Origin of the sequence: Anaerotignum propionicum DSM 1682, from assembly GCF_001561955.1 — a bacterium.
GTDB lineage: Bacteria > Bacillota > Clostridia > Lachnospirales > Anaerotignaceae > Chakrabartyella > Chakrabartyella propionicum.
Window position 1 is genome coordinate 426,813 of the sequence record NZ_CP014223.1, and the last position, 14,941, is coordinate 441,753.

Genomic DNA, 14,941 nt, shown 5'->3' on the forward strand with positions numbered 1-14,941 from the left:
GTGGATCATGAAGTCTTATATTGCTGAGATAAGAGAGCTGCGAAAAAACTTGGTGGAGTCATATAAAGAAGGTGATTATAAAAGGGCGTTGTTTCTTGGGGAACATTTATTGGAGCTTTCTAAAAAAAACGGAGATGACACCCAGTCTGATTTGGGAGAGGACTTTCATAATGTTGCCGTTATTTTTGACGAGCTGGGTTTCTATGAGAAAGCGGCGGAATATTATGGCCGAGGAGCGGAACTAAAGAAAGCACATAGAGGTGAATCTCGGGGATATGCTGATACATTAAACAATTTAGCCATTGTCTACAGCAATTTGGATAGACACGAAGAGGCTTTGAATACCCATATGCAGGTTCTAAAAGTGCGAGGGCGTAAGTTGGGACAAAATCATAAGGACTATATTCATACTTTGTACAATTTAGGGAATTGTTATGAAAGCCTGAAGGAGTATGAAAAGGCTCTGGAAAGCCATGGTCGGGCGTTGGAGAGAAGTTTGGATTGCCGTTACTTGCAAATAATGGATCTGGCGGATATTCATTCCTCTATGGCGCGCTGTTATGATAAAACGGGGAATTATAAAAAGGCAATTTACAACTATGAGGTTGCTTTGGATATAATGGAAAAAAAGCTGGGTAACCGCAACCTAGCCTATCTAAACAATGCCATGGCCCTGGCCTTTGTTTGTGAAAAGGCGGAACTTACAGGCCTTGCCGTGGAATATTGTGAGCGTGCCGTTGAGGTGCACAGACAAGTGTTTCAGCAAGGTCATTTAGATTATGTGAATCATTTGAGTTATCTGGCTGATTTATGCTATAAGGACGGTCAATTTAAAAAATCCTTTCAGCTACATACTACTGGAATGGAGATCATTGAGAGGAAATTCGGGCAAAATCACTTACTGTATATTGATTTTCTAGATAAAATAGCGCTAGATTATTGTGGAATGAAAGAGTTTTTAAAAGCTTTGGAAATGGGAAAAAAGGCTTTCTCATTAAGAGAAGCTTTTGAAACACAGCATAAAAACATAAGTGTAAAAAGCTATGTACAAATGGGACAAATCATGGCGAAAATGGAAGACTGCATGCAGGCGCTTTGCTATTATAAACAGGCTCTTGATATTTTGGAAAAAGATTCTTCCGAAAATCAATGGATTCTGGCACAGCTATGGTTTGAATTTGCTTGTATATTTGAGCATCATGGTTCTTATGAAGCGGCGGCATTTCTATATGAAAATGCACTAAGAATAAGAAACACTCTTTCCTGTGCAAATAAAAAACCTGTAATTTCACTGATGAATGCCCTTGTGCAAGTTCGTCAGAAACAGGAAGAATATACGAAAGCAGTGTTAATTTGCCTGGAGATGGAGAAAGTTGCAAGAGATGCTCTGGGGAGACGGCATTCCGAATATGGTGAAGTGCTTAAAAATTTAGGAATCGCTTATCAAAAATCAGGTGATTTGGCTACAGCTGGAAAATATTTAGAGGAAGCCCTAAGACTGCAACGGGAGACTCTGGATGGAGACAATCCAATTTATATTGAGACGTTGGAGGTTTTTGCGGAAATTTGCTTTTGCAGGGGTGATTGTAGTTATGCATTACAGCTTTACAAAGAGCGCAATGATATGAATTTTGAGGAAACATCTGAGGAGCAAAGAATTGCCGCATGTACCCTTTTGGCAATGGGAAACTGCTGTTTCAGGCTAGGGGATAAAGAAAAGGCAAAGGAATATGCAATTAAGGCAAAAGAGAAACTGATTCAAAGTGGATTAATGCCCAATGAAAGGTATCTGCAACTAAAAGAAATATATGGAGCAGGAAAAAATAGCTGTATCTCAATAAATAGGCCGGTGAGAAGGCGTATGCGGGACAGTGAGCGGAAAAGCCTTGAAGAAGCAATTGCTTTTATGACACAGCTTTGTGAAAAAAGCAGAGTCAAAGGAAATTTGGAAAATGGGAAAATGGCATTCGCAGTGTTTTCCTTGGGGGAAATGTATCAGCGCCTTGGTCAAAAAAATGATTCGATTTATTGGTATACTCTAGCTGAAAAGTATGCTGATCCTACGTATTATGCAAGGACTTGTATACGATTGGGAGAGGTACTTATGCTGTATGGGGACGAAGAAAAAGCATTGCAAAAATTTGTGAATGCCAAAGAATTTATTGCAGAATACGGTGATACCCACTCATGGGAGAATTGCCGTGTACTAGGTCATATTGGGGATTATTTCTACAAAAAAGGCGAGATGACAACGGCTTTGGGATTTTATCATTCGTGGAATCAGCTTTATAAAGAGCTGAATTTGCCCGAGTGTTCCTCAAGAGACAATCGTATTATAAAAATCGGCAAAATTTTGATTGCCTTTGAAAGACATAAGGAAGCCATGGAGCTTTATTATGTATTGGCTGTGTCAATCAGAAATCGTGAGGGGGAAACAGAAAGATTCAGCAAACTGCTTTTGCGGGTTGCAAGCCTCCATATTCAAATTGGGAACATTAAAGAAGGGGAGACAATGCTGGATCATGTTTTACTTTTGGCAGGGAAAAATGGAATAACAACAGAAAGTTTTGGTAAGGTTTGTGATAAGGTTGGCAGGCTCTATGCATTGGCAGGAATTGAAGAAAAAGCTTTGGAAGCGTTGAAATTGGCCTATAGAGAAAATTTAAATGGTAAAAAATGCATAACAAAAGAGGGCATTCAGCTTTTGCGTGAGCTTTTGTGGAAAAGTGGCGACAGCAAAGCTTATTTTTCCGTAAAAAATGGGCATGAATTAGAATAGTTTTTATTGACATGGTTTTTTTGCTGTGATACTATTATGAAGTATGTTCAGCCGCACGAAGAGGTTTTAAAATCGAAGAAAGGCTTTGATTACCGAATTCGGCGAGTAAATTGCGAGGAGGTGTTCATATGTACGCAATTATTGAAACAGGTGGTAAGCAGTATAAGGTAGCTGAAGGTGATGTCATCACAGTTGAAAAGTTAGGCGTTGAGGCTGGTCAGGATTTTACATTCGACAAGGTTCTTGTTTTGGCAAAAGACGGTGACGTTAAAGTAGGTGCTCCTTATGTTGACGGTGCTGCTGTTACAGCTTCTGTAATTGGTGATGGCAAGGAGAAAAAGGTTATTATTTATAAGTACAAATCCAAAAAAGGCTTTCACAAAAAAAGAGGCCATAGACAGCCTTTCACAAAATTACAGATCAAATCTATCTAATTATGATAAGAGCTATTATTTATCGTAAAGACGGAAAAATCTGCGGAGTTGAGCTAACCGGACATGCAGAGTACGCCAAAAGCGGCAGGGACATTGTCTGTTCCGCTGTATCTGTATTGACGTTGAATACCATAAATGCCATTGAGCAATTTACGGAAATTCCATTTCGCTGTGAAGCGGATGAAAAAAACGGCGGTTTTCTCAAAGTCCTTTTCCCTTTAGAGGGTATGGCAGACCATGATACCCAGCTTTTATTGCAAACGTTGGAGATGGGTTTGTCAGCAATAGAAACGGAATATAAACGGTATTTTACTTTGATTGATAAGGAGGTGTAAGTGATGTTCAGATTAAACCTTCAGTTCTTCGCGCATCATAAGGGCGGCGGTTCCACAAAGAACGGTCGTGACTCTAATGCAAAAAGACTTGGCGCAAAACGTGCAGATGGTCAGTTTGTTTTGGCTGGTAATATCTTATACACACAAAGAGGCACAAAGATTCACCCCGGTACAAACGTTGGCAAAGGTGGCAATGACACTTTATTTGCCTTGGTTGATGGCCGTGTGAAGTATGAAAGAAAAGGCAGAGATAAGAAACAGGTTTCTGTTTATCCTATCGAAATCGCTGAATAAGAATTGCGAAGGCTTCAAATGATACCATTTGAAGCTTTTTTCGTGAAAAGCAAAATAATTGCTTTTTGGGAAAAAGGTGAAGCTTGTAAGGTAATGGAAGAGAATAAAATTTTTAGTGAACCGAGAGCTGCCTTTGCAGGCATTCCTTTTCGTAAAATTAATAATCGTAAAAACTCCTACTGATAAATATTTTAGTATTTATGAAGTATGGAGAGACAAATCCTTGGAACATACAGTTTGAGGTAATTCATAAAGAGGTGAAAAAATGTTTGTAGATAGAGTCAAAATTCATATTAAGGGTGGAAACGGCGGCAATGGTATGGTTTCTTTTTATAGAGCCAAATACATTACACATGGTGGTCCCGATGGTGGTGATGGCGGTAAAGGCGGCAGTGTCATTTTTGTGGGCGACGAAGGTATGAATACCCTGGTTGATTTTCGTTATAAAAGGGTTTTTAAAGCCCAAAATGGCGGCGATGGTGAAAAACGAAACTGCTTCGGTAAAGATGGTCAGGATATTATTGTTCGGGTGCCCGTGGGTACTGTAATCCGTGAAGCTGAAAGTGGTAAGGTTATGGCGGATATCAGCAAAGCAGGGGAAGAAAAGACCCTGATTTTCGGCGGAAAGGGTGGAAAGGGTAATCAGCATTTTGCAACCCCCACCAGACAAGCACCAAGATATGCGGAGAGAGGTCGTATTGCAAAGGAATACGACGTTATTTTAGAATTAAAATTGATTGCGGATGTTGGACTGATTGGTTTCCCCAACGTAGGCAAATCTACACTGCTTTCTATGGTAACAAATGCAAACCCCAAAATTGCTAACTATCATTTTACAACCCTTTCTCCAAATTTGGGTGTCGTGCAGGGCAGATTTGGCGATAGCTTTGTTTTGGCAGATATTCCAGGTTTGGTTGAGGGTGCCAGCGAGGGTGTGGGCTTAGGCCATGAATTTTTGCGCCATGTGGAAAGAACCAAGGTCTTTATCCATGTTGTGGATGCGGCTGGAGTAGAAGGGGATGATCCCGTTGAAAATATTCGCAAAATCAATCACGAGTTGGAAGAATATAATCCGGAATTATTAAAGCGTCCCCAGGTGATTGCAGCGAATAAGACGGATATTCCGGAAGCGGCGGAAAATGTGGTGCGCTTGAAGGAAACTTATGAAAAAGAAGGTTACAAGGTGTACCCCATCTCTGCGGCAACGAACAAAGGATTGGATGAGCTTTTGTCAGCTGTTGCCATGATTTTAAAGGATTATCCCGAGGATATTATTTTTGCCGAGGATTATGAAGAATACGATGAGGTTGCTGTAGATGTTGATCCTTTTACCATCGAGGAGGTGGAGGATGGCTACTTTGTGGTAACAGGTGTTGGTGTAGAAAAGATGATTGGCTATACCAACATTGATACGGAAAAAGGTTTTGCTTTCTTCCAGAAATATTTAAAGGAAAAGGGCATCATCGAAGCCTTGGAGGAAAAGGGAATTGAACAAGGCGAGACTGTTCGTATTTATGATTTAGAGTTTGAATTCTGGAAATAAGATTTATTGAAAACCCTATGAGGAGCTTAGGCTTCTCTGGGGTTTTTTTGTCGATAAAGAAAGGAATGTTTTCAAAGGAAATTACCCGGTTTTTAAGCATTTTATAAGGAAACCATATATAATGAAGGTATGATGATAAGGAGAGTTACTCATGTGTAAAAAAATATTATTATACATACTTTATATGGTAGAGATAACGGTGCTTATTTTTGTATGCGTTGACGCAGTTGGGTTTTTTCGTTATGGGTCAAGCCAATCGAAGCGGGGTGAGTTGTCAGAGCTGAAAGAGGGATGGACGCTTAAGCTTGGAGAGGTTATATATCCCATAGAAGAGTTACCCAAGGAATTTGTAATGGCGTCTGACGCTGCAATGATTTTTCGACAGCTGCCGGAGAAAATAAATGATAATTCTATTTTGGCCTTTGAAAATAGATTTCAAGATGTTCAAGTCAAAATCAATGGTGAAGAACGTTACACTTATCACGGACTACTTCCTGATCAGGGGCGGCGGATGAACACCAATGTTCTTTGCATTGTGGATTTAGAGGAAAAGGATGCAGGACAGGAAATGAAGGTCGCTTTTCAATCCCCCATGAAAACGATGGGTCTGCACCTCCCCAGTTTTTTTATGGGGACAGAGTCCGGTTTGATGTTAGAATCCTTGCGGGCTGGGCTATCCTCTTTGGTTTTTTCGGGGATAATGCTTTTTTTTACCATACTGTGTATAGCAATGTTTCTTAGAGAAAAAATGGGGAAGGGAGAAAAGGTTGAGATACTAGCACATACTTCCCTTCTGATGGTACTAAGCAGTATTTGGTCAATCGCAAACTGTGAAGTAGTTCATTTGTGCGTTGGCAATGATATTTTATTAGCTTATCTTTCTTTTAATTCTTTCATGCTATTACCCATTATGATACCTATTTTTTATAGCGATGTTCTGGTACGCTATAAAAAATTTTTGTATCGATTGGCGGGGGTAGCCACCTTTAACTTTTTGTTTCAAAATATATTGAATTTTTGGGGTAAATATCAATATATTCAGATGATGTCCATTACATATATTCTTCTTCTATTCACAATCTTTGCTTTGATTGGAATTTCTATTGGAGAATATACAAAGGAAAAATGTTACTATACTGCCGGATTTTTGATTGCTACAATTGTATTTTTAAGCTTTTATATGATGGATGTGTTGCGATTTTTCTTTTTTGCACCTCTGGACAATGCCAGATTTTTTCGATATGGTGTTTTGGCTTTTATCATTATTATTGTTTGGATTTGCGCGAAAAAGGTTCTATGCTATGTTGAGGTTGAGATTGAAAATCGGGTGTATAAGGAGTTGGCTCTAAGAGACGTTTTAACCCATTTGCCCAATCGAGTAGCCTTGGAGAAATGTATTGAGAGCTTAGAAGAGAGAGGCGCTGTTTGTAAAAATTTAACGGTGATTTTAATGGATGTGAATGGGCTTAAGCCTGTAAACGATAAAAGTGGTCATGGTGCGGGAGATAGACTTCTATGCGAGGCGGCAAAAAGCATCAAGGAGGCATTTCCGGAGGAAAAGGATGCATGGTATCGCTTGGGTGGAGATGAATTTGTTGTATTGATGACTCAGACAGAGCTGAGTAATGAGGAGTGTCAACAAAGGATGCAGAAGGCTACTGAGAAATGGAAGAATTTTGAACATGGGCCTATTTCTATTTCCTGCGGCAGCCAAACAGCGCGGGATGTCAAGGTTACAAAAGAAATCGTTCATCATTTGATGCAGGAAGCAGATCAAATCATGTATAAAAACAAAATTCAATATTATCAAAAGAAGTTAAACAAAAGAAGCTCTCAGGAGATTCTCTGATGGAAAATGGTTGTCGTCAGAGCTAGCCATTTGGTTTAATACAAACCTCGGTGATACTTGCTCATTTGATAGGCATGTTTGGTAAGCATGCAAAGAAAAAGTTCTATGAAACAGATTTTATGGTGTTATTATGAATTCAGAAGGATTTCACTTTATTTAATAGCAAAAGTGTCGACATAGTCGACACTTCTTTTCTATTAAGAGTGGTCTGATATTTGAGGTTGCTTCTGGACAGATTGCATGTTTAATTTTAAAAAAATAAAATGTGAAAATCTTAGAATAATAAATTGGTAAAAATTCATATCTCACGAATAAGAAATCTGAACTTGCATAGAGTTTTTTTTACTTCTTTGGGAAACAATAATCCAAAATGAAGTAAATGAGGTGATAAAATGTATTCCTTGGAGAGAAATACGCCAAGATGCAGAATTTTTTGGTTGGATGGCAAAAAGTTTAAAACGAATTTGTTTTTACTTTTTTTTGAGTTACCTTTAAGACGTGAAACTGCCACAAAAACTGCATTGTTGGCAGAGGTATTACGAGAGGGCAGCAAGGCTTATCCTGATGCTCGCAGAATTGCTACTGCTGCAGAAGAAATGTATGGTGCTCTGTGGGATATTTCTATTGTGAAAAAAGGGGAAAAACAGCTTTTGGTTTTTTCATTGGAAACGGCAAAGGCAGTTGATACAGAGGAGTCAATTGGATTTTTAAAGGCACTTTCATCAGAACCCCTAGTGGATCATCTTGGGTTCCCCGAAGCCGTTGTAAATCGGCGGAAGGAAATAATGGCGAGAAAGTTGGCAGCACTAAAAGATGACAAACAAGACTACGCCCGCAGACGATGCCTACAAGAGGCGGCAAAGGGAACACCTCTTGAAATCTCTGCTGATGGTTATGAAGAAGATTTGGATGAAATTGATGGGAAAACACTATATGATTATTATTGCAAAATCATAGAGCATGCACCAGTCAAAATATTCTTTTGCGGTGATGAGGGAGAAAAAAGGAAGCTGACTGTTTTTCGTAAAATTTTTCAAGGTGGAGAGCCTTTGGAAAGCTTAAGAGAGGTAGAACAGTCCACTAGGCAGGAGCCTGTTTTTGTAAGAGAGAATACACCAATGGAGCAGGCAAGACTTTTATTGGCCTTCGATACCAAGGCAGAATGGGGCAAGCGAAGTTATGGCACAATGCTGGTACTGAATCAGCTATTTGGCGGGGATCCTGACTCATTGCTTTTTCAAAACCTAAGAGAGCGGGATGGCCTTTGTTATGACATTAAATCTTTTTCTTATCCTTTAACGGGGCTTTTGTTTGTGCAAACAGGAATTAATGTGCAGGATGCTAAAAAGTCTGCAAAGGGAATTCTCCACGAGTTGGAAAAACTTGGACAAGATGTTGTGGAAGAGAAAAAGTTAGAGCAGGCAAAGACTGCATTATTAAGGCAGTATCGTACTATTGCGGATCAGCCTTGGGCAATGGCGGATTTTTCTGTGGAGCAGGTTTTGGGTGAAGGAGAGCGGGGACTTGAACCGTTTTTGCGCCGTATTCGAAATGTTACTGCGGAAGAGGTAAGTCGTATGGCAAACAAAGCCGTATTGAAAGCCATTTATTTGTTAAGCGGTCAGGAGGTGGCAAAAGATGAGGGAAAATGATAAAGATAAAAACGGGACAGCTTGGGCAAAAACATCCTCTGGAATGGATTGCTATTTTTTTCCTATGCCGGATTATGAAGAGAAAATGGCGGCAATTGTGGTGAAAGCGGGTTCCAATTTTTTAGCCTGCAATGCAAAAAATCAAGAAAAGCCATTGCATTTTCCTGAAGGAACGGCACATTTTATTGAACATAGGTTGTTTCGCCAAAAATGGGGAGATGCTTTTTCAACCTTTAGTAAACAGGGTGCTTCTGCCAATGCTTTTACCGATGCTGAGAAAACAGTTTATTATTTTAGTTGCCAGGAGAACTTCTTCGAAAACTTAAGGTTGTTACTCAGCTTTGTACAAAACCCTTATTTTTTAGAAGAAGAAACAGAGCAGGAAAAAAGTATCATACAAAGTGAGATTACCATGTATGACGATAACCCTGATTGGCGGGTATATTATCAGCTATTGCAGGCTATGTATCACCATCATCCCATTCGCATTCCCATCGCCGGAGATGCAAAGGCAATGCAAAAAATTGACCATCGTGTGTTACAGCAGGCCTATGATTTTATGTATACGCCGGAACGTTTCAGTTTGATTTGCGCCGGTAATATTCGGGTGCCGAAAATTGTTGAAGCTGCCGGTATGATGAAAAAGAAAAACCCGGGAGAGAAACCGCTCTTTGAGAGAGAACCGGAGAGTGTGAAAGAAAGTTATGTGGAAGGAAAGCTGGGCATTAGTCGACCAATTTTTCAGATTGGTTTTAAAATGACACCTGTAGAGAGGGAACCGATAAAACAGCGTATTTTAATGAGTATTTTGCTGGAGGTTTTAGCCGGTGAAAGCAGCGCTTTTTATCAGGAGGCATATTATAAAAAATACTTGGATGAGCCCCTAGGGAATGCATATTTCAACGGTGAAGGTTATGCCTTTTGCGCTTTCTCCGGCGTGGGTGAAAGAGGAAAAGAAGTGAGTGAACTTCTTTTGAAGCATTTGGAGACCCTTTGCCAAGAAGGAATTTCGGAAGAGGATTTCCGTAGAATTTGCAAAAAGCAAATTGGTCGCTTTATTCGTCGAGGCCAGTCGGTATCTGGCATGGTGCTGGGGCAAATTGAGTGGGCTATGGCGGATTGTTCGGCTGGACAAGTGTTCCGTTATTTAAAAACGGTGCAAAAGAGTGAGGCTGAACAGCTTCTATGTAAGGCCTTTGCAAAAGACAAGTTGGTTCTTTCCGTAATACGGTAAGAAGGAAAAATACTTCAAATATGGGAGAAAGCTTAAAGAACTGCCCTTTTTTCAAAGGAAGTTATTATCATCCGAAACACAGAAGCCACTGAGACTTCTGTGTTTTTTATGGTTATTATATATATAACTACATACAATCTATTGTACTTGTGTGGGATTGCATTTTAGGCAGGATATATGGTTTTATGAAAGAATTCTTGAGTTACGGGGCTCAATGTGGTATGATTTTTTCTAAACGGGTCAATAAGTAATACATATAGTAGAAAATTCACCGTTATGTTTTCATTTCAGAAAACCTTGTATATCACTACTATAATAATGAGAAGAAATGGTTAAAATGATATAAAAGGCGTATTGTTTTTGTTGACAAACAATGATATATATTTTATTGGTAGAAAGAGAAAGGTAGGTTGGCTTATGCCTGAAATATGGTTCCCTCATTTGGGGATAGAAATAAATCACCTAAACAGAGTTGCATTTACAATTTTCGGAAAAGAGGTTTACTGGTACGGAATATTTATTGGCACAGCAGTTTTATTAGGGCTGTTACTAGCCATGCATGAAGCAAAAAGAACGGGTCAGGACCCCGATACCTATTTGGATTTTGCCCTATATGCATTGGTTTTCGCTATTATTTGTGCAAGATTATATTACGTTGCTTTTTCTTGGGATAACTACAAGGATAACCTTATAAAGATTTTTGCCACACGGGAGGGCGGTCTTGCTATTTACGGTGGGGTTATCGGCGGCGTATTAACAGCGTTAGTGTATTCCAAAATTAAAAAAATTAATTTTTGGCAGTTAGCGGATACTGCTGCGCCAAGCTTGGTTTTAGGGCAGGTATTGGGGCGTTGGGGAAATTTTTTCAACCGCGAGGCCTTCGGTGATTTTACTAACAATTTATTTGCAATGCGCTATCAGCTTTCTCAGGTACGCCTTGGAGATATTTCAGATAACACATTGAGCCAATTACAAATGGTGAATGGTGTTGAATATATTCAGGTGCATCCAACTTTTTTGTATGAGTCTTTATGGAATTTAGGGGTGCTTGCCCTATTGATTTTTGTAAGCCGCAGGAAGAAATTTCACGGTGAAATAGCTGGGTTGTACTTCCTTGGCTATGGCCTGGGCAGAGTTTGGATTGAAGGGTTGCGTACGGATCAGTTGAGATGGGGTGGGTTTGCCGTTTCTCAGGTGCTATCCGCAATATTTATTGTGGCGGCGGCAGCTTTTTTGGTATGGAAGGGGCGGCAGGAAAAGCTTGTACTCAAATCTATGGAAGGCGAAAACTCTGTGGAGAATGAGGAAAAGCAAGAGGATTAATCGTTTATTTTACTTTGAATTGATTGAATAACTTTTAGGAATGCTGGAAAACCTTGGTTTTCAAGTGGAACCACAAAGGAGGACAAAGTCCCTTTTTGGTGCAGAGCCATTACAATATGAATTTCAGAGAATATCTCTTGGAATTTTAGCATCCTAGATACGCTAGATGTTGGACTTTTGCCTCTGGAGTCTTAGACAGAGGTTTACATATTGGAGGAAGCAAAATGGTTTTATTGACTGCAGAGCACATTCGTAAAAGCTACGGAACAAGGGTTATTTTTGATGACATTTCATTTAGTATCCATGAAGGGGATAAGATTGGCGTTATTGGTGTCAATGGTGCGGGAAAATCCACATTGTTAAAAATTGTGGCAGGTGTTGGACACGCAGATAGTGGTGAAGTGATTACCATGAACGGAATGAGAATTGCATATCTTTCTCAAAATCCTGAGTTTATGCAGGGAACTACTATTTTACAGCATGTTTTTGCGGGTGATAATCCAAAGCTTTCCTTGGTCAGGGAATACGAGGAGACCTTAGAGCAGTTGAATGCAAATCCCCAGGATAAAAACATGGCAACATTGTCTGCAAGGCTGACAGAGGAAATGGATAAGGCTGAGGCATGGTCTTTGGAAAGCGAAGCCAAGAATATTTTGACCCGTCTTGGAATTTTAGATTTTGGGCAAAAAGTGGATACCCTTTCGGGAGGACAGAAGAAAAGAGTGGCGTTGGCAGCGGCATTGATTGCACCGGTAGAGCTATTGATATTGGACGAGCCAACCAATCATATTGACCATGACACAGTGGAGTGGCTGGAGAAGCATTTGGAGAAATACGCAAAAGCTTTGCTGATGGTAACCCATGATAGATATTTTTTAGATCGTGTTGCCAATCGGACGCTGGAGTTGGATAAAGGACAGCTTTATTCTTATCAAGGCAATTATACCAAATTTTTAGAACTGAAAGCAGAGCGAGAAGAGCTTGAGTCTGCAGGGGAGCGAAAGCGTCAAAACTTTTTACGTAGTGAGCTGGAATGGGTATGCCGAGGTGCCCAAGCAAGGTCAACAAAGCAAAAGGCAAGGTTACAGCGTTTTGATGAAGTATCTGCAATAAAGGCGCCGGAGGAAAAGCAGAACGTTTCTCTATCCTCTATTGGCAGTCGCTTAGGAAAAAAGACTATTGAACTGGAAAATATCTCTAAGGCATATGATGGGAAAGTTTATATTAAGGACTTCAGCTATATTGTCCTTCGGGATGACCGTATTGGTATTACGGGAGACAACGGTTGTGGTAAAACTACATTATTAAAGATAATGATAGGGAAGCTTAAACCAGACAGCGGCATGGTTCAGAGAGGGGAGACTGTAAAAATCGGTATTTTCTCTCAAGAGAATGAAGGTATGGATGAGTCCGTGAAGGTTTTGGATTATATTCGTGAGGTGGCGGAGTATATCCCGACAGGGGACGGAAGAATCAGTGCGTCTCAAATGCTCGAAAAATTCTTATTTCCTGCGGATATGCAAAGAGGACCCATTTCCATGCTTTCCGGCGGGGAAAAAAGAAGGCTTTATCTTGCAAGGGTTTTAATGGGTGCACCCAACATTCTTTTTTTGGATGAGCCAACCAATGACTTGGATTTGGAAACCCTAATGATTTTAGAGGAATATTTGCAAGATTTTCAGGGAGCAGTTATTGCTGTATCCCATGACAGATATTTTTTGGATAAAACGGTGAATCGTATTTTTGCTTTCCTTGGTGATGGCAGAATTAAGCAATATGAAGGGGGTTATTCCGACTTCAAGGCGGCGAAAGAAAAAGAAGCGCCCAGTACAGTGGAGTTGGCTAAACCTCAAAAAGTAGAAGCTGTGAAAGAAAAAAGTCCTGTCACAAAGATGAGCTATAAAGACCAACGTGAATATGATACCATAGGGGTTGAAATAGCAAAAATAGAAGAGAAAATTTGGTTAATGAATAAAGCAATGGAAGGCTGTACCACAGATTATACAGAGCTGCAAAGGCTATCTCAGGAAAAAGAAGAGTTAGAGCTTAAGTTGGAAAGCAGAATGGAGCGCTGGATGGAACTGACAGAATTGGCGGAGGAAATAGAGAAAAATCGCGGAGAACGAGGCTAAACTATATTTTCCTCTGGACGCCAGATGGGTTTTGTGGTATTTTGAGTTATAAAAATGTGATAATTCGTTTATTGTTTTGAAATGGAGTGTGATTTTAGTGGACGGTGCCAGTCCGTACCTGATAGGGCTTTTGATTTTTTTAGTTTGCTGTTCTGCATTTTTTTCTGCCTCTGAAACGGCGTTAACCTCTTTGAGCAGGATTCGTCTTCGTAATATGGTGGAGGAAAAAATAAAGAACGCTGACAAAATCAGCAGACTTTTGGATGATCCCAATCGATTGCTTAGCTCTATCCTTGTAGGCAACAACTTGGTAAACAATGGTGCATCTGCCTTGACAACTGCTTTGGCAATTCAGGTGTTTCACGGAGATGCAGGCAGTGGTGCCACTGTTGCGACGGCATTTATTACGATTGTTATTTTGATTTTCGGAGAAATTACCCCTAAAACCATTGCGGCGCAGCAGGCCGAAAAGATAGCTTTGCTTGTGGTTAATGTGATTGCTGTGGTTGTTTTCGTTTTACGCCCTGTGGTTGTGGTGCTAACTGCGGTAACCAGTTCGTTGACCCGTTTGTTTGGGCATAATCCTGATGAAAAGCTTCCTACGATTACAGAGGCTGAACTGAAAACTATTGTGAATGTCAGCCACGAAGAGGGTGTTTTGGAGTCAGAGGAAAGAATCATGATTAACAACATATTTAACTTTGGGGATGCTAAGGCAAAAGACGTTATGACCCCAAGAACAGATATGGTAAGTGTTTCTTGTGATGTAAGCTATGAGGAATTTGTTGCATTGGTAAATGAAGAAGGCTTTTCCCGTTTCCCTGTTTATGACGAGGATATTGATGATATTGTGGGAATTCTTTATGTAAAGGATGTTTTTTTTGTAGACAAAAATGAGTTTTGTGCAGAAAAATATTTGAGAGAGCCTTATTTCACATATGAAACGAAACCTGTTGCAGAGCTTTTTGCAGAGATGCGCCAAAATCATCTGGCAGTTGCCATTGTTTTGGATGAATACGGCGGGACCTCCGGCCTAGCAACCATGGAAGATATTATAGAAGAAATTATGGGCGAAATTGCTGATGAATATGATGACGAGCAGGATGAAATTGAGGTCATTAAAGAGGATGAATTTGTGGTGGACGGAGGTACTCGCTTAGAAGAATTCAACAAAATGGTGGGTAGCCGCCTAGAGTCCGATGAGGTGGATACCATAGCCGGATATGTGTTGATGATACTAGGCAATTTCCCAGAAGGTGGAGAGATTTTGGAGTCCGATGGCTTAAAGTTTGTTGTGGAAGAAATGGATAAAAACAGAATTTCCAAATTGCGTGTTTATATAAACCAAACCCCTGAATTAGAGTAA

Annotated in this window: 12 protein-coding genes; all 12 read left to right on the forward strand. The window is 40.0% G+C overall.

Translation table 11 applies throughout. The features are described 5' to 3' along the window. The first annotated feature begins 7 nt into the window (after window positions 1–7). On the forward strand, window positions 8–2,779 hold the full coding sequence (locus CPRO_RS01990) for a tetratricopeptide repeat protein (protein ID WP_066047271.1): 2,772 nt from the start codon (window positions 8–10) through the stop codon (window positions 2,777–2,779). Between the two features lie 128 nt (window positions 2,780–2,907). Next, entirely contained in the window at window positions 2,908–3,213 is a 306-nt protein-coding gene (gene rplU / locus CPRO_RS01995; protein WP_066047275.1) for a 50S ribosomal protein L21, read from the forward strand. A 2-nt stretch (window positions 3,214–3,215) separates the two neighbouring features. After that, entirely contained in the window at window positions 3,216–3,548 is a 333-nt protein-coding gene (locus CPRO_RS02000; protein ID WP_066047277.1) for a ribosomal-processing cysteine protease Prp, read from the forward strand. Between the two features lie 3 nt (window positions 3,549–3,551). Then, window positions 3,552–3,842: a 50S ribosomal protein L27 gene (gene rpmA, locus CPRO_RS02005; protein ID WP_066047280.1), complete on the forward strand. Its 291-nt coding sequence runs from the start codon at window positions 3,552–3,554 to the stop codon at window positions 3,840–3,842. An 18-nt stretch (window positions 3,843–3,860) separates the two neighbouring features. Then, on the forward strand, window positions 3,861–4,025 hold the full coding sequence (locus CPRO_RS15160) for a hypothetical protein (protein ID WP_157881615.1): 165 nt from the start codon (window positions 3,861–3,863) through the stop codon (window positions 4,023–4,025). A gap of 82 nt (window positions 4,026–4,107) precedes the next feature. Beyond that, complete coding sequence (obgE, locus tag CPRO_RS02010; RefSeq protein ID WP_066047285.1) at window positions 4,108–5,385, forward strand: GTPase ObgE; 1,278 nt, start codon at window positions 4,108–4,110, stop codon at window positions 5,383–5,385. 151 nt (window positions 5,386–5,536) lie between these two features. After that, window positions 5,537–7,234 (forward strand): GGDEF domain-containing protein, encoded by a 1,698-nt coding sequence (locus CPRO_RS02015; protein WP_066047289.1) that lies wholly within the window; start codon window positions 5,537–5,539, stop codon window positions 7,232–7,234. A 392-nt stretch (window positions 7,235–7,626) separates the two neighbouring features. Beyond that, the gene (yfmF, locus tag CPRO_RS02020; RefSeq protein WP_066047293.1) at window positions 7,627–8,886 is read left to right on the forward strand and encodes an EF-P 5-aminopentanol modification-associated protein YfmF; all 1,260 of its coding nucleotides are present in this window, start codon (window positions 7,627–7,629) and stop codon (window positions 8,884–8,886) included. After that, window positions 8,873–10,120, forward strand: a complete 1,248-nt coding sequence (yfmH, locus tag CPRO_RS02025; protein ID WP_066047296.1) for an EF-P 5-aminopentanol modification-associated protein YfmH — start codon at window positions 8,873–8,875, stop codon at window positions 10,118–10,120. The genes yfmF and yfmH overlap by 14 nt, the downstream gene beginning before the upstream one ends. 417 nt (window positions 10,121–10,537) lie before the next feature. Next, window positions 10,538–11,443 carry a prolipoprotein diacylglyceryl transferase gene (lgt, locus tag CPRO_RS02030; RefSeq protein WP_066053597.1) on the forward strand — a complete coding sequence of 302 codons (906 nt, stop codon included), beginning with the start codon at window positions 10,538–10,540 and terminating at the stop codon, window positions 11,441–11,443. A gap of 224 nt (window positions 11,444–11,667) precedes the next feature. Further along, on the forward strand, window positions 11,668–13,575 hold the full coding sequence (locus CPRO_RS02035; protein WP_066047299.1) for an ABC-F family ATP-binding cassette domain-containing protein: 1,908 nt from the start codon (window positions 11,668–11,670) through the stop codon (window positions 13,573–13,575). 97 nt (window positions 13,576–13,672) lie between these two features. After that, window positions 13,673–14,941 (forward strand): HlyC/CorC family transporter, encoded by a 1,269-nt coding sequence (locus CPRO_RS02040; RefSeq protein ID WP_066047302.1) that lies wholly within the window; start codon window positions 13,673–13,675, stop codon window positions 14,939–14,941.